The sequence below is a fragment of the Ectobacillus sp. JY-23 genome (genome assembly GCF_023022965.1).
Classification (GTDB): domain Bacteria; phylum Bacillota; class Bacilli; order Bacillales; family Bacillaceae_G; genus Ectobacillus.
Window position 1 is genome coordinate 3,009,178 of record NZ_CP095462.1, and the last position, 15,817, is coordinate 3,024,994.

Consider the following 15,817-nt stretch of genomic DNA (forward strand, 5'->3'; position numbering starts at 1 on the left):
GCACAACGGTGCGAACGACACGGAAATGAAAAAACATGTTGACATCGAAAGTAAGAAATGTTAACATGAGAAAGTCGCTTATGAGCGGCAAGTTAGTTCTTTGAAAACTGAACGAAGTACAAAACGTCAACATTTATTTTAGCTAGACAAACACTTTTATGGAGAGTTTGATCCTGGCTCAGGATGAACGCTGGCGGCGTGCCTAATACATGCAAGTCGAGCGGACCTCTTCGGAGGTTAGCGGCGGACGGGTGAGTAACACGTGGGTAACCTGCCTGTAAGACTGGGATAACTTCGGGAAACCGAAGCTAATACCGGATAATTTTTTGAACCGCATGGTTCAAAATGGAAAGATGGTTTCGGCTATCACTTACAGATGGACCCGCGTCGCATTAGCTAGTTGGTGAGGTAACGGCTCACCAAGGCGACGATGCGTAGCCGACCTGAGAGGGTGATCGGCCACACTGGGACTGAGACACGGCCCAGACTCCTACGGGAGGCAGCAGTAGGGAATCTTCGGCAATGGGCGAAAGCCTGACCGAGCAACGCCGCGTGAGTGATGAAGGCTTTCGGGTCGTAAAACTCTGTTGTCAGGGAAGAACAAGTACGAGAGTAACTGCTCGTACCTTGACGGTACCTGATTAGAAAGCCACGGCTAACTACGTGCCAGCAGCCGCGGTAATACGTAGGTGGCGAGCGTTATCCGGAATTATTGGGCGTAAAGCGCGCGCAGGCGGTCTTTTAAGTCTGATGTGAAAGCCCACGGCTCAACCGTGGAGGGTCATTGGAAACTGGGAGACTTGAGTGCAGAAGAGAAGAGCGGAATTCCACGTGTAGCGGTGAAATGCGTAGAGATGTGGAGGAACACCAGTGGCGAAGGCGGCTCTTTGGTCTGTAACTGACGCTGAGGCGCGAAAGCGTGGGGAGCAAACAGGATTAGATACCCTGGTAGTCCACGCCGTAAACGATGAGTGCTAAGTGTTAGAGGGTTTCCGCCCTTTAGTGCTGAAGTTAACGCATTAAGCACTCCGCCTGGGGAGTACGGCCGCAAGGCTGAAACTCAAAGGAATTGACGGGGGCCCGCACAAGCGGTGGAGCATGTGGTTTAATTCGAAGCAACGCGAAGAACCTTACCAGGTCTTGACATCCTCTGACAACCCTAGAGATAGGGCTTTCCCTTCGGGGACAGAGTGACAGGTGGTGCATGGTTGTCGTCAGCTCGTGTCGTGAGATGTTGGGTTAAGTCCCGCAACGAGCGCAACCCTTGATCTTAGTTGCCAGCATTCAGTTGGGCACTCTAAGGTGACTGCCGGTGACAAACCGGAGGAAGGTGGGGATGACGTCAAATCATCATGCCCCTTATGACCTGGGCTACACACGTGCTACAATGGACAATACAAAGGGTTGCGAGACCGCGAGGTGGAGCGAATCCCATAAAATTGTTCTCAGTTCGGATTGCAGGCTGCAACTCGCCTGCATGAAGCCGGAATCGCTAGTAATCGCGGATCAGCATGCCGCGGTGAATACGTTCCCGGGCCTTGTACACACCGCCCGTCACACCACGAGAGTTTGTAACACCCGAAGTCGGTGGGGTAACCGTAAGGAGCCAGCCGCCTAAGGTGGGACAGATGATTGGGGTGAAGTCGTAACAAGGTAGCCGTATCGGAAGGTGCGGCTGGATCACCTCCTTTCTATGGAGACATCAATGAACGCTGTTCATTGTATGAATACGTTTTGACAACTTCGTTCAGTTTTGAGAGAACTATCTCTCAAACATGTACCTTGAAAACTGGATAACAATACAAGTGTAATTCAAAAAGTGTAAACTTTTTAATGGTTAAGTTAGAAAGGGCGCACGGTGGATGCCTTGGCACTAGGAGCCGATGAAGGACGGGACTAACACCGAAATGCTTCGGGAGCTGTAAGTAAGCTATGATCCGGAGATCTCCGAATGAGGAAACTCACCATTCGTAATGGAATGGTATCCTTATCTGAATACATAGGGTAAGGAAGGCAGACCCAGGGAACTGAAACATCTAAGTACCTGGAGGAAGAGAAAGCAAATGCGATTTCCCAAGTAGCGGCGAGCGAAACGGAATTAGCCCAAACCAAGAGGCTTGCCTCTTGGGGTTGTAGGACGCTCTATACGGAGTTACAAAGGAACGAGGTAGACGAAACGGTCTGGAAAGGCCTGTCATAGAAGGTAACAACCCTGTAGTTGAAACTTCGTTCCCTCTTGAGCGGATCCTGAGTACGGCGGAACACGTGAAATTCCGTCGGAATCCGGGAGGACCATCTCCCAAGGCTAAATACTCCCTAGTGACCGATAGTGAACCAGTACCGTGAGGGAAAGGTGAAAAGCACCCCGGAAGGGGAGTGAAAGAGATCCTGAAACCGTGTGCCTACAAGTAGTCAGAGCCCATTTACGGGTGATGGCGTGCCTTTTGTAGAATGAACCGGCGAGTTACGATCCCGTGCAAGGTTAAGTTGATAAGACGGAGCCGCAGCGAAAGCGAGTCTGAATAGGGCGACATAGTACGTGGTCGTAGACCCGAAACCAGGTGATCTACCCATGTCCAGGGTGAAGTTCAGGTAACACTGAATGGAGGCCCGAACCCACGCACGTTGAAAAGTGCGGGGATGAGGTGTGGGTAGCGGAGAAATTCCAATCGAACCTGGAGATAGCTGGTTCTCCCCGAAATAGCTTTAGGGCTAGCCTCAAGTGTGAGAGTCTTGGAGGTAGAGCATGATTGGACTAGGGGCCCCCCTCGGGTTACCGAATTCAGTCAAACTCCGAATGCCAATGACTTATTCCTTGGGAGTCAGACTACGAGTGATAAGATCCGTGGTCAAAAGGGAAACAGCCCAGACTGCCAGCTAAGGTCCCAAAATGTATGTTAAGTGGAAAAGGATGTGGAGTTGCTTAGACAACTAGGATGTTGGCTTAGAAGCAGCCACCATTTAAAGAGTGCGTAATAGCTCACTAGTCGAGTGACTCTGCGCCGAAAATGTACCGGGGCTAAACATACTACCGAAGCTGCAGATTGATACCAAAGGTATCAGTGGTAGGGGAGCGTTCTAAGGGCTGTGAAGTCAGACCGTAAGGACTGGTGGAGCGCTTAGAAGTGAGAATGCCGGTATGAGTAGCGAAAGATGGGTGAGAATCCCATCCACCGTATGCCTAAGGTTTCCTGAGGAAGGCTCGTCCGCTCAGGGTTAGTCAGGACCTAAGCCGAGGCCGACAGGCGTAGGCGATGGACAACAGGTTGATATTCCTGTACCACCTCTTTACCGTTTGAGCAATGGAGGGACGCAGGAGGATAGGAGATGCGCACCGCTGGTCGCGTGCGTCTAAGCAGTTAGGCTGATGAGTAGGCAAATCCGCTCATCGTAAGGCTGAGCTGTGATGGGGAAGCCCGTATGGGCGAACTCTCTGATTCCACACTGCCAAGAAAAGCTTCTAGCGAGGTAAAAGGTGCCTGTACCGCAAACCGACACAGGTAGGCGAGGAGAGAATCCTAAGGTGTGCGAGAGAACTCTGGTTAAGGAACTCGGCAAAATGACCCCGTAACTTCGGGAGAAGGGGTGCTCTCTAGCGAGAGCCGCAGTGAAAAGGCCCAAGCGACTGTTTAGCAAAAACACAGGTCTCTGCGAAGCCGCAAGGCGAAGTATAGGGGCTGACACCTGCCCGGTGCTGGAAGGTTAAGGGGAGAGGTTAGCGCAAGCGAAGCTTTGAACCGAAGCCCCAGTAAACGGCGGCCGTAACTATAACGGTCCTAAGGTAGCGAAATTCCTTGTCGGGTAAGTTCCGACCCGCACGAAAGGTGTAACGATTTGGGCACTGTCTCAACCAGAGACTCGGTGAAATTATAGTACCTGTGAAGATGCAGGTTACCCGCGACAGGACGGAAAGACCCCGTGGAGCTTTACTGTAGCCTGATATTGAATTTTGGTACAGCTTGTACAGGATAGGTAGGAGCCTATGAACCCGGAGCGCCAGCTTCGGTGGAGGCGTCGGTGGGATACTACCCTGGCTGTATTGAAGTTCTAACCCGCGCCCCTACATCGGGGCGGGAGACAGTGTCAGGTGGGCAGTTTGACTGGGGCGGTCGCCTCCTAAAATGTAACGGAGGCGCCCAAAGGTTCCCTCAGAATGGTTGGAAATCATTCGAAGAGTGTAAAGGCATAAGGGAGCTTGACTGCGAGACCTACAAGTCGAGCAGGGACGAAAGTCGGGCTTAGTGATCCGGTGGTTCCGCATGGAAGGGCCATCGCTCAACGGATAAAAGCTACCCCGGGGATAACAGGCTTATCTCCCCCAAGAGTCCACATCGACGGGGAGGTTTGGCACCTCGATGTCGGCTCATCGCATCCTGGGGCTGTAGTCGGTCCCAAGGGTTGGGCTGTTCGCCCATTAAAGCGGTACGCGAGCTGGGTTCAGAACGTCGTGAGACAGTTCGGTCCCTATCCGTCGCGGGCGCAGGAAATTTGAGAGGAGCTGTCCTTAGTACGAGAGGACCGGGATGGACGCACCGCTGGTGTACCAGTTGTTCTGCCAAGGGCATCGCTGGGTAGCTATGTGCGGACGGGATAAGTGCTGAAAGCATCTAAGCATGAAGCCCCCCTCAAGATGAGATTTCCCATAGCGTCAAGCTAGTAAGATCCCTGAAAGATGATCAGGTTGATAGGTCAGAGGTGGAAGCGCGGCGACGTGTGGAGCTGACTGATACTAATCGATCGAGGGCTTAACCAAAAAAGCAGAAGCGAGCGTTTAGCTCCGCAGGGCAAATGTTCTTGTGACAGAAACGTTGATAGACGTTGGCGGAACAAGGTTATTTGACCGGATGGAGCTGCGAGCTGGAGCTAGATTATGAATATACACTATGTTATCCAGTTTTGAAGGAATATGATATTTCTTCTTGACAGATTTTCTTCTGTCAGTATAATAATAAGAGTCTGGTAATGATGGCAAAGAGGTCACACCCGTTCCCATACCGAACACGGAAGTTAAGCTCTTTTGCGCCGATGGTAGTTGGGACCTTGTCCCTGTGAGAGTAGGACGTTGCCAGGCTTACATTATTCCGCAATAGCTCAGCGGTAGAGCAATCGGCTGTTAACCGATAGGTCGTAGGTTCGAATCCTACTTGCGGAGCCATTTAAATGGAGAGCTGTCCGAGAGGCCGAAGGAGCACGATTGGAAATCGTGTATACGTCATAAGCGTATCGAGGGTTCGAATCCCTCGCTCTCCGCCATAATCTGGCCCGTTGGTCAAGTGGTTAAGACACCGCCCTTTCACGGCGGTAACACGGGTTCGAATCCCGTACGGGTCACCATATAGTGGAGGATTAGCTCAGCTGGGAGAGCACCTGCCTTACAAGCAGGGGGTCGGCGGTTCGATCCCGTCATCCTCCACCATATAAATAAAAAGTCAAGTTATTTATTATCGTCGCGGGGTGGAGCAGTCCGGTAGCTCGTCGGGCTCATAACCCGAAGGTCGCAGGTTCAAATCCTGTCCCCGCAACCAAGGTCCCGTGGTGTAGCGGTTAACATGCCTGCCTGTCACGCAGGAGATCGCCGGTTCGATCCCGGTCGGGACCGCCATTTTGGCTCGGTAGCTCAGTCGGTAGAGCAGAGGACTGAAAATCCTCGTGTCGGCGGTTCGATTCCGTCCCGAGCCACTTTTAAACAAAAATTGATTTTCTTCATACGCCGGCTTAGCTCAATTGGCAGAGCAACTGACTTGTAATCAGTAGGTTGGGGGTTCAAGTCCTCTAGCCGGCACCATTGTGGAGGGGTAGCGAAGTGGCTAAACGCGGCGGACTGTAAATCCGCTCCCTCAGGGTTCGGCGGTTCGAATCCGTCCCCCTCCACCATTTAGGGGTATAGTTTAAAGGTAGAACAGAGGTCTCCAAAACCTCCGGTGTGGGTTCGATTCCTACTACCCCTGCCAAACAAAATATGGCGGTCGTGGCGAAGTGGTTAACGCATCGGATTGTGGCTCCGACATTCGTGGGTTCGATTCCCATCGATCGCCCCATTTTATTTGCGCTAAAGTGAATAAATGAGATATAATGCATTTATGACATATTGGGCTATCGCCAAGCGGTAAGGCAACGGACTTTGACTCCGTCATTCGTTGGTTCGAATCCAGCTAGCCCAGCCATATGCGGAAGTAGTTCAGTGGTAGAATACAACCTTGCCAAGGTTGGGGTCGCGGGTTCGAATCCCGTCTTCCGCTCCATATAACGGCGGCATAGCCAAGTGGTAAGGCCAAGGTCTGCAAAACCTTTATCCACCGGTTCGAATCCGGTTGCCGCCTCCATGCCGGTGTGGCGGAATTGGCAGACGCGCACGACTCAAAATCGTGTTCCTCTGGAGTGCCGGTTCGACCCCGGCCACCGGTATACAAGAAAGAGATGTTCTGTTAATCAGAGCATCTCTTTTTATTTGGCTCTTTTCTAAAAGATTGTTGTTTTTAGATAGGTTTCTTCGTTTAAGGTTGGTTGGAGCGGAAGGTGCGAGACTCCTGCGGGAGCAGCGGGTTAGAGGCTCACCGCACGCCCCGCGGAAAGCGAGCAACCTGGAGTGGAAATCAACCACTCCCCACTACTTGTTACAAAGCAACAAAGTTTGCGAAAACAGCCTTTTATTTAGACGGCGGAAAAAGCCTGTGAAAATCCCGCAGGAACATAGCACTAAGGAGGCCCCTGACGTCTCGCGGGAGGTAACAGCAAACTTTAATGAAGCCATATTTTATAATAAGTAAGAATGTTACATACAAAAAAGCTGCCAGGTACTGGCAGCTTTTTATTACCCATAATACGGAGAAATCATTAAGTACACCACAACACCTGTAAAGCTTACATATAACCAAATCGGCATAGACCATCTTACAATTTTACGATGTTTTGTAAGCTGTCCTGTCCATCCCCAAATTAAGGAGAATAGAGCAAGCGGAACAATAATGGCAGCTAATACACTATGTGTAATTAAAATGAAGAAATATACAGTTCGAATAAAGCCTTCACCACCAAAGTGTGTTGGCTCTGATAGGTATTGATGCGTTAAGTATGATACACAAAAGAGCAATGTAGTGGTAAAAGCAGCAAGAATAAAGCGTTTATGCAACGTAATATTTTTCTTTTTAATAAAATAAAGTGCTGCTACTAAAAATATAAACGTAAAGCTATTTAAAACAGCGTTAATGCGGGGCAAAATAGAAGTATCAAAACTAACTTCTCCTTCGTATCCGACAGGTCCGAAGAACAGTAGCAAAATAATGGCATTAACGACAATAGAAAGCGTAACAACAAATGCGGTATAGTTGCGTCCGCTTGTCTCATTGTTTGGTGTGTTCATTGCAAAGCCTCCTCGAGCAGTATATTATCCTTTCTATTTTAACATGTTCCAAATAAAAACGTGTGTCAAAAGTTTGAACAAGTTATGATGAAAAAGCATGGAACACCTTGCTCCATGCTTTCATGTCTCTATATATTAGTGTTGGTTATTCGGCAGTACTTTATCGGGATGCCCTTTTCCTTGAGAGCGCTTATTCTTTTCCTGCTTTTTTTGCTGTGTATGCAATGCTTCAACGAAATTTTGTTTACTATCCATTATGTGTCTCTCCTTTTTTGGTTCTTCTGTATTACTGTTTCCTTTTGTCGTTACGTTATACTTGTGGCAATATTGTGTCATGTGTGCAGGACAATAGACTCATGAACAAAACCTTGTTATCATGGGTAATGTGCTCGATTTGAGACCATACTACATATATAAAATACGTAAAGAGGAAGATTGCATGAAGTCTAAAAACATGTCCATTATATTAATTATTTTCTCCATTGCTTTTCTCATTTTGGGTGGTACTATCGCTTATAGTATTTATCAAAAGAAGAAGGAAGGGGAAGCAGATCCCTTTCAATACACAAATCAGCAAACACTTGGTAATAAAGAAGCGAATATACATGTTGTAGAGTTTGGTGATTTTAAATGCCCCGCATGTCGTACATGGGATAACACCGTACTTCCGCAATTGAAGCAAGAATATGTTGACACAGGGAAAGTACAGTTCCACTTTATTAACTTCCCATTCATTGGTGAGGATTCGATGCTGGGCGCACGTGCCGGAGAAGCTGTGTATAAGCAAAATCCTCAAGCTTTTTGGACGTTTTATCATGAGTTGTATCAAGCGCAAAAAAAGCCAGAAGAAGTATGGATCACGCAAGACTTACTTGAACAGCTTGTGACAGAAAAAATGTCTGATATTGATGTTGAACAATTTAATAAAGATATGCAAAGCAAGGAAATTATTGAAAAAGTAAACAAAGATAAAGATCTGGCGTTAAAGTTAAAAGTACAGGGTGCGCCGAGCGTATATGTCAATGGCGAGTTAGTAAATCCAGACTATATGAGCATTAAAAAAGCGATTGAAGAAGAGTTGAAAAAGTGACGGGGCTATCCCGTCACTTTTTTATGCACGCTATGTTAGAGGCTAGTATCAATGATTCACAAGAATTTCAAAAGATCTGCACTAAATTATATTGTATTTTCTAAAAATTCTAATTGAAATATTTGTAGAATCATGGGAGAATAGAAAAAGGAAACGCTTGCATAGATATTAGGAAAAATATTGCTATTTTAATTGCTATATGAAGAGACTGTCTACTTGATTACCAGTCTCGTTTTTTAAAGAGTTTATGCAAACGCTTTCGCAAATTGCGCGTGCAACGTGCACAAATTCGGGGAGGGAATTATGAGAAGCAGAAGAAATTTGTCTATTTTTCTTGTTTTTGCGCTCTTATTGCAGATGCTTTCTTATGCAGGACCTATTGTTAAGGCTGCAGAGCGTACTGTGCATCTCGTAGGAAATTTACAACAGCAGTTGGGACATACATCAGATTGGGATCCTTCAGCTGAGAAAACAAAAATGACAGCTGTTGGAAACGGCTTTTATGAGCTAAAAGGCATGCTTAAGGCAGGCAGCTATGAATACAAAGTTGCAATTAACGGTAGCTGGGATGAAAACTACGGTAAAGATGGTGCAAAAGGCGGCGATAATATAAAGCTGACCTTGGATAAAGATACAGAAGTAACATTCTATTACCACGACGGTACACATAAAATTGCAGATTCCACTTGGTATCAAGCTATCGCAAAGGAAAAGCAGCCGCGTCTTGTTGGAGATATCCAACCAGCAATTAAAGCAGGTGATGCTTGGACACCTGATAAGTCAACGGCATTATTTACAGATGATAACTTTGATAACGTTTACACATTTAAAACAATAGTACCAAAAGGAAAATATGAATACAAAGTTGTTTTAGGTACTACTTGGGATGAGGCATACCCACAGGACAACGCAAAGTTGAATGTGTTAAGCGATGCAGAAATTACGTTTACTTTTGACAGCAATGCGAAAACGATCTTAACGGATTATAATCCAGGTGGATCTGATAGCACAGTGACAAAAGACAAGCTATCTCATAACACATGGGAGCAAGCATATCGTCAGCCATTTGGTGCTGTACCTGCTGGCAAAGAAGTAACGCTTCGTTTGTCCGCCAAAAAAGATGATTTAACGCGTGCAAGTGTGTATGTGAAAAACTACTTAACAGGCGATACAAAAGTAGTAAAAATGACATACGCTGGCTGGACAACAGTTGGAAACGAAAATGTGGAATTTTGGGAAGCGAAATTTACACCTGAGAAAAAGGGTGTGCACGGCTATAAGTTTATTGTAGGCGATAATGAAGCAACAGCTGAATATGGCGAGGATACAACAGAAGGCGGAACGGGTAAAGCAGAGGATCAGAACGCTGGTTTGTTCCAATTGACAGCATATGATCCAGCATATAAAACACCAGATTGGATGAAGGAAGCCGTTGTATATCAAATTTTCCCTGACCGTTTCTATAATGGAAATAAGGAAAATGATACTGCAAAAGATACAGCGCGCGGTAATCAACCAATTGAGCACCCGAAAAGCTGGGAGGAATATCCGGACAACCCTCGTATTGGGGAAAAATATCCAGATAAATATACTGGCGACGGAGAGTGGAGCAACGATTTCTTCGGCGGTGATATTAAAGGTATTCATGAAAAGCTAGATTATATCCAATCGTTAGGGGTAAACACAATTTATTTAAACCCAATCGCTAAAGCAGCTTCCAACCATAAATATGATGCAACAGACTTTAAGGTCATTGATCCGATGTTTGGAACGCCTGAAGAGTTTGAGGCATTTGTAAAAGAGTTAGAAAAGCGTAATATGCACTTAATTTTAGATGGTGTGTTCAACCATGTTGCGGATGATTCTATTTATTTCGACCGTTACAACAAATATGATACAGTTGGCGCATATGAGTATTGGGCAACTATTTATGATTTGATGAAAGAGAAAGGTATTACAGAAGAAGAAGCTAAGAAATTAGCTGAAGAAAAGTTCAAGAAAGAAGGACAGACATTTAGTTCATATGGCTTCCATAACTGGTTCAACATTGAAAATGAAAAAGTAGATGTTGGAACGAAAAATGAGCGTTATAAGTACCAGGCGTGGTGGGGCTTTGACAGTTTACCAGAAATTAAATCTATTCCAGGTGATGCTGTTAAATATGACAGTGAGCTAAACAACAAGCCGTTTGCAGATTATATTTTCTATGAAGATGATTCTGTAGCAAAAAGTTGGTTAAACCGGGGTGGATCCGGCTGGCGCTTGGATGTAGCGAACGAGGTAGACAGCGAGTTTTGGAGAGAATTCCGCAAAGAATTAAAAACAAAAATGGTAGGTGCAGGTCCGACGCTTAAGAGCGGTGAAGAGCCACTCATCTTAGGCGAGATTTGGGATGATGCATCTAAGTACTTCGTAGGCGACCAATACGATTCTGTTATGAATTATCGTTTTGAACGCGCTGTGATGGACTTCTTGAAAAACGGTAAAGCTGAAGGTGCTAAAAACCAGCTAACAGCTGTTCAAGAGGACTATCCGCGTGAAAGCTTCTACGCGTTAATGAACTTGATGGGCTCTCATGACACGGCTCGTGCTGTGTACTTACTTGGTAACGGAAGTGATTCTTCCGAACGTGCGGAGTGGGATGAGAAATACAGCTATGAAGTAGGGAAAGAACGTCTGAAGCTTGCGGCTATTTTCCAAATGGGATATGCAGGTGCCCCGACCATTTATTACGGAGATGAAGCAGGTGTAACAGGATCTAAAGATCCAGATGATCGTCGTACGTATGTATGGGGTAAAGAAGATAAAGACTTAATCGCACACTATCAAAAGGTGGCGAAGGTTCGTACGGATAATGCTGATTTATTCGCGCACGGTGAGCTTGCGCATGTATATGCAAACGGTGACGTATTCGCATATAGCCGTGATAATGGCAAGCAAGCTGCACTTGTGGTAATTAACAGAGGCGATGCACAAACAGTTGAAATTCCGGTTGCATGGACAAATGGTTTAAAACTTGTTGATCAACTAGATTCATCGTTCCAAGCTACTGTTGAGAATGGTATGGTAAAAGTGACAGTGCCTGCGAAAACAGGACGTATGCTGCTAGCTGATGTAGCAGAAAAACCAGCACCAGCAACAGACGTAAAAGCAAAAGAGGGTTCTAAAGAAGTTACCCTTTCTTGGAACGGTACAGCAAGCAAGTATGCTGTATACCAATCCAATATCGAAGGTGCTTTGTATCAAAAGGTAAAAGAAACGGTTGATTCTTCTGTGACATTAACAGGATTGGAAAACGGCCGCAATTATTACTTTGCTGTGGCAGCTCTTGATGATAAAGGAAATGAATCAGATCTGGCCTATGTCAGTGGTGCGGTTATTCCTCATTATGATTTAACAAATGCAGCAATTTCTGATGTAACAAAGCTAACAAATCAGGTTCTTGATTTATCTAAAGTACATCTTGTAGCCGCATCCCTACAATTAGCCGGCGCAACAGATACTGAAGCAGCGGAAGGCGTAACCGCAAAGCTTGAGGTAAAAGCACCAGATGGCGAGTGGGAAGCATATACAAGTAAATATGAAGGACAAGATGGCGGTAAAAACGTGTTTTCAGCTTCCTTCCGCGCATACGAAGTAGGAACATATGAATACCGAGTAGCATTCAGTTCTGACAACGGTCGCAACTGGAAAGTGTCCCCTACTGAAACAGTTGTATTTACAGGAAATACTAGCGATATAGAAAAGCCAGCTGCAAGTGTAACTTTGGCTGAACCAGTGCAAGAGTCTGGACAAGTAAACTTACACTGGACATTGCAAGATGCAAAAGATCCATACCTGATTCAAATTGTACGTGATGGTAAGGTTGTTGCAGGTCTTGAGGATATCTCAAAAACATCTTATCGTGACTATGAAGTGGAGAACGGTAAGCAATATAAGTATCAAGTTCGTGTATATGATAAAGCAGGAAACCATACGGATTCTAATCAAGTAGTAGGTAAGCCTGATATTGTTATGGTTCAGGTTACATTTAAAGTAAATGCACCAGGTTATACAGATCTATCCGAAAAATTAACAATGCCAGGCAGCTTGAATGGCTGGAATACAGGTGCATGGGAAATGAGCCGCAATGGTGCTGTTACACCAGATTGGGAGTATACAGTTGAATTGCAGGAGGGCACAGAGGTAACCTACAAATATGTAAAAGGTCAAAGCTGGGATCAAGAAGGTCTTGCTGATCATAACGGTGATGCAACTGATGACGATATCAGCTATTATGGCTATGGTGCATCGGGTACAGACCTAAAAATTGTTGTTCAAAACCAAGGAAACAACAAAATGGTGGTGCAAGATCGTATATTACGATGGATTGATAAACCAGTCGTATTAGAATCTCCGCAAAATGGTGCTGTTGTAAACGGAGATACAGTTGAGTTTAAAGGAAATGCCATTAAAGAGGGCGTATTAAAGATTGGCGGAGAAGACGTAGTAGTGAACCCGGACATGACATTCAGTCATACAGTAAAACTTCAACCTGGTCAAAACGACGTTACCGTTTCAATTGAGCCTTCTGAAGAGAATAAGTCTGGCGTTTTCAAAGGTGATGGCGGTGCAATTGGCAAGAACACAAAGTCGTTTGTTGTTTCTGTTACACGTCAGGGTGAAGGAACAGACCCAGGTGAAGGAACAGACCCAGGTGAAGGAACAGACCCAGGTGAAGGAACAGACCCAGGTGAAGGAACAGACCCAGGTGAAGGAACAGACCCAGGTGAAGGAACAGACCCAGGTGAAGGAACAGATCCAGGTAAGGGCGATTTAGAAGTAAAACCTACTCCGGAAGAAACGAAAGAAAAAGGGAACTTACCGGATACAGCAACTTCTGTCTATAATGTATTGGCAGCAGGTGTAATCTTGTTGTTAATTGGACTAGCGTTGTTGTATCGCAAACGTATAGCAAAGTAACATAAAAGGCCTTCTATAGAAGGCCTTTTATGTTAAGGTTTTCTAAAAGGAATCGTATATGTTTAGGGAGTAAGGATTTTTTTGAATTAATAAAAGGTTTTTTAATAAAAGTTTTTTTCGACTTTTTTCGCTAAAATTCTTGCTTGTTTCACATGTCAATGATATAATCAAAAACATATTCAGCAGTACGGACAGATGGTAACATCGTTCGCCGACCTATTAACTTGTGATCAACGCAGTGTTTCGTTACTATTAAAAACGGGGCATTGCGTTTTTTAATTTGTCCGAGGATGGAGGTGTTAGATGATGGAGCGCTTGAAGCAAGAGCTTATTCAATATAGTAAAGAAATTGGAATTGATAAAATTGGATTTGCCAGTGCGGAACCTTTTACGGAATTAAAGCAGCGATTGCTTGTCCAACAACAACTAGGCTATCAATCCGGGTTTGAAGAGTCTGATATCGAAAAAAGAACAGAACCAGAGCGATTGCTTCCCGGGGCCAAATCAATTATTGCCATTGCGTTGGCATATCCATCAAAGTTAAAAAACGCGCCGCAGAGTAAAAGAGGAGAGCGCCGTGGTATGTTTTGCCGTGCCTCTTGGGGGCGTGATTACCATGCTGTGCTTCGTGATCGTTTAGAGAAGCTAGAGGCATTTTTGCGTGAACGTGTTCCTCATGTACAGATTAGTTCTATGGTAGATACAGGAGAGCTGAGCGATCGTGCGGTTGCGGAGCGAGCAGGAATTGGCTGGAGCGCGAAGAACTGCTCTATCATTACACCTGAGTTTGGATCGTATGTGTATTTAGGTGAGATGATTACAAACCTTCCCTTTACACCAGATACACCCATTGAAGATCAGTGCGGTACTTGTACGAAATGTATTGATGTATGTCCAACAGGTGCTCTTGTTGCTGGCGGACAACTAAATTCACAGAGCTGTATTGCCTTTTTGACACAAACGAAAGGGTTTTTGGCTGATGAATTTCGTGATAAAATTGGCAATCGTCTATATGGATGTGACACATGTCAGACTGTGTGTCCCAAAAACAAAGGGATAGATTTTCATCACCATCCTGAGATGGAACCAGATCCGGAACTTGTGAAGCCGCTTCTAAAGCCGCTTTTAACGATAAGCAATCGAGAATTTAAAGAGAAATATGGACCAATGTCCGGTTCGTGGCGAGGGAAAAAGCCAATTCAGCGTAACGCAATATTAGCTTTGGCGCATTTTAAGGATGAAACAGCAGTTCCAGACCTCATCGATGTAATGAAACAAGATTCTCGCCCTGTTATGCGCGGTACAGCTGCTTGGGCTCTTGGAAAAATCGGTGTCAAAGAATCTCTCATAGCTATTCAGTATGCGAAAGAGAAAGAAACCGATTTGGAAGTGTTGCTTGAGATGGAAAAAGGTATCCGCATGCTAGAAAGTCAATAAAAAAGCACAAGTTTCTTTTGTCCTCCTCATATCGTAAAATGAGGAGGTGTGATGATGAAGATAGAGGAAAGACTTCGTATACTCACACAATGCTATATAGATTTTATTACCGACAGTCGAATAGAGCTGCAATTACCTGAGGATTGGCGGGACGTTGCCATTCGAAAAAAAGATTTGCTTTGCCGACGTGACGCAGAGATTGTGAAATGCACAGCACGCGTAGTTCCGTCTAAAAGCTCGGTTCAAACAATCAATTATATGATACATTTTGAGTATCTCATCAAACAAAAGGATTTTATATATATTGAAGAAGAATGTATGGAGCGCTCTGACGTGCTAATGAGAGACGGTAAAGTGCATTCTATGTATCGTAATGCTGACGAGTGGGAAGATGTAGGGCGACCCACGACCAAGGGAAAAGGGTCTGGGTTACCCTATAAATACAACCGTATGGAGGCCGTAAAGTATGCAGAAGCATGGTGGAACAGCCGTAATCCACGATACAATAACTTCCCAGACAATTGCACAAACTTTATTTCGCAGTGCTTGCATGCTGGTGAAATTCCAATGACTGGTTATCCACGTGTAGGGAATGGTTGGTGGCAACAAAATAATCAATGGAGCTGGAGCTGGTCGGTAGCACATTCGTTTCAGCTATATTTGACAAATACACCAACAGGCCCTCTTGCGGAACAAGTAAAGGCACCAGAAGAATTACGGTTAGGTGATATTATTGCATATGATTTCGAAAATGATGGAAGGTGGAATCATACTACCATTGTTACAGGTAAAGATGCGAATGGCATGCCACTCGTCAATGCCCATTCCGCAGACAGCAGAAAACGCTATTGGTCTTATGAAGATTCAAGCAAGTACACGCCGCAGATGAAATACAAATTTTTTAGAATTCTGGACAATGTGTATTAAATGCATTTCCTGTTATAATAAAGAGAAAGAATAAACGGGGT

The 15,817-nt window shown here is 45.2% G+C and carries 6 protein-coding genes, 15 tRNA genes and 3 rRNA genes; 22 read left to right on the forward strand and 2 right to left on the reverse strand.

What is annotated here, in order from left to right; all coding sequences use genetic code 11:
- Positions 1-155: 155 nt before the first annotated feature.
- The 18 genes from MUG87_RS15225 (at position 156) to MUG87_RS15310 (ending at position 6,405) form a co-directional block, all read left to right on the forward strand.
- Positions 156-1,691: ribosomal RNA gene (locus MUG87_RS15225) — 16S ribosomal RNA — on the forward strand.
- A 144-nt stretch (positions 1,692-1,835) separates the two neighbouring features.
- Positions 1,836-4,753 (forward strand): 23S ribosomal RNA (locus tag MUG87_RS15230).
- A gap of 202 nt (positions 4,754-4,955) precedes the next feature.
- Positions 4,956-5,071, forward strand: a 5S ribosomal RNA gene (gene rrf / locus MUG87_RS15235).
- Together the 16S, 23S and 5S rRNA genes with 15 tRNA genes alongside form the textbook arrangement of a ribosomal RNA operon.
- A 9-nt stretch (positions 5,072-5,080) precedes the next feature.
- Positions 5,081-5,155, forward strand: a tRNA-Asn gene (locus MUG87_RS15240).
- Positions 5,156-5,162: 7 nt separating this feature from the next.
- Positions 5,163-5,253: transfer RNA gene (locus MUG87_RS15245), tRNA-Ser, on the forward strand.
- A gap of 6 nt (positions 5,254-5,259) precedes the next feature.
- Positions 5,260-5,334 (forward strand) — tRNA-Glu (locus MUG87_RS15250).
- A 6-nt stretch (positions 5,335-5,340) separates the two neighbouring features.
- A tRNA-Val gene (locus MUG87_RS15255) sits at positions 5,341-5,416 on the forward strand.
- 32 nt (positions 5,417-5,448) lie between these two features.
- Positions 5,449-5,525 (forward strand) — tRNA-Met (locus MUG87_RS15260).
- Between the two features lies 1 nt (position 5,526).
- Positions 5,527-5,602 (forward strand) — tRNA-Asp (locus MUG87_RS15265).
- Positions 5,603-5,606: 4 nt separating this feature from the next.
- A tRNA-Phe gene (locus MUG87_RS15270) sits at positions 5,607-5,679 on the forward strand.
- A 30-nt stretch (positions 5,680-5,709) separates the two neighbouring features.
- Positions 5,710-5,785: transfer RNA gene (locus MUG87_RS15275), tRNA-Thr, on the forward strand.
- 4 nt (positions 5,786-5,789) lie between these two features.
- Positions 5,790-5,874: transfer RNA gene (locus MUG87_RS15280), tRNA-Tyr, on the forward strand.
- A 3-nt stretch (positions 5,875-5,877) separates the two neighbouring features.
- Positions 5,878-5,951, forward strand: a tRNA-Trp gene (locus MUG87_RS15285).
- 11 nt (positions 5,952-5,962) lie between these two features.
- Positions 5,963-6,038, forward strand: a tRNA-His gene (locus tag MUG87_RS15290).
- A gap of 51 nt (positions 6,039-6,089) precedes the next feature.
- Positions 6,090-6,164, forward strand: a tRNA-Gln gene (locus MUG87_RS15295).
- Between the two features lie 3 nt (positions 6,165-6,167).
- Positions 6,168-6,242 (forward strand) — tRNA-Gly (locus MUG87_RS15300).
- Between the two features lie 6 nt (positions 6,243-6,248).
- Positions 6,249-6,323: transfer RNA gene (locus MUG87_RS15305), tRNA-Cys, on the forward strand.
- Between the two features lies 1 nt (position 6,324).
- Positions 6,325-6,405: transfer RNA gene (locus MUG87_RS15310), tRNA-Leu, on the forward strand.
- Between the two features lie 406 nt (positions 6,406-6,811).
- Here MUG87_RS15310 and MUG87_RS15315 read toward each other — a convergent pair.
- Both MUG87_RS15315 and MUG87_RS15320 read right to left on the reverse strand, forming a co-directional pair.
- On the reverse strand, positions 6,812-7,360 hold the full coding sequence (locus MUG87_RS15315; protein WP_124565919.1) for a DUF420 domain-containing protein: 549 nt from the start codon (positions 7,358-7,360) through the stop codon (positions 6,812-6,814).
- A 135-nt stretch (positions 7,361-7,495) separates the two neighbouring features.
- Positions 7,496-7,615 carry a DUF4023 family protein gene (locus tag MUG87_RS15320; RefSeq protein WP_247083288.1) on the reverse strand — a complete coding sequence of 40 codons (120 nt, stop codon included), beginning with the start codon at positions 7,613-7,615 and terminating at the stop codon, positions 7,496-7,498.
- 184 nt (positions 7,616-7,799) lie between these two features.
- On the opposite strand from MUG87_RS15320, the gene MUG87_RS15325 reads away from it, so the two are divergent.
- The 4 genes from MUG87_RS15325 (at position 7,800) to MUG87_RS15340 (ending at position 15,776) form a co-directional block, all read left to right on the forward strand.
- Positions 7,800-8,450: a DsbA family protein gene (locus tag MUG87_RS15325; RefSeq protein WP_247083289.1), complete on the forward strand. Its 651-nt coding sequence runs from the start codon at positions 7,800-7,802 to the stop codon at positions 8,448-8,450.
- A gap of 303 nt (positions 8,451-8,753) precedes the next feature.
- The gene (locus MUG87_RS15330; RefSeq protein ID WP_247083290.1) at positions 8,754-13,412 is read left to right on the forward strand and encodes a pullulanase X25 domain-containing protein; all 4,659 of its coding nucleotides are present in this window, start codon (positions 8,754-8,756) and stop codon (positions 13,410-13,412) included.
- 303 nt (positions 13,413-13,715) lie between these two features.
- Positions 13,716-14,849 carry a tRNA epoxyqueuosine(34) reductase QueG gene (queG, locus tag MUG87_RS15335; RefSeq protein ID WP_247083291.1) on the forward strand — a complete coding sequence of 378 codons (1,134 nt, stop codon included), beginning with the start codon at positions 13,716-13,718 and terminating at the stop codon, positions 14,847-14,849.
- A 54-nt stretch (positions 14,850-14,903) separates the two neighbouring features.
- A complete protein-coding gene (locus MUG87_RS15340) occupies positions 14,904-15,776 on the forward strand; it encodes an amidase domain-containing protein (protein ID WP_247087721.1) in 873 nt (290 codons plus the stop codon).
- The last annotated feature ends 41 nt before the right edge of the window (positions 15,777-15,817 follow it).

Excerpts from the sequence above, each read along its gene's own strand:
- queG (WP_247083291.1), top strand. The coding sequence starts at position 13,716 with ATGATGGAGCGCTTGAAGCAAGAGCTTATTCAATATAGTAAAGAAATT.
- MUG87_RS15320 (WP_247083288.1), bottom strand. The coding sequence starts at position 7,615 with ATGGATAGTAAACAAAATTTCGTTGAAGCATTGCATACACAGCAAAAA.
- MUG87_RS15330 (WP_247083290.1), top strand. The coding sequence starts at position 8,754 with ATGAGAAGCAGAAGAAATTTGTCTATTTTTCTTGTTTTTGCGCTCTTA.
- MUG87_RS15325 (WP_247083289.1), top strand. The coding sequence starts at position 7,800 with ATGAAGTCTAAAAACATGTCCATTATATTAATTATTTTCTCCATTGCT.
- MUG87_RS15340 (WP_247087721.1), top strand. The coding sequence starts at position 14,904 with ATGAAGATAGAGGAAAGACTTCGTATACTCACACAATGCTATATAGAT.
- MUG87_RS15315 (WP_124565919.1), bottom strand. The coding sequence starts at position 7,360 with ATGAACACACCAAACAATGAGACAAGCGGACGCAACTATACCGCATTT.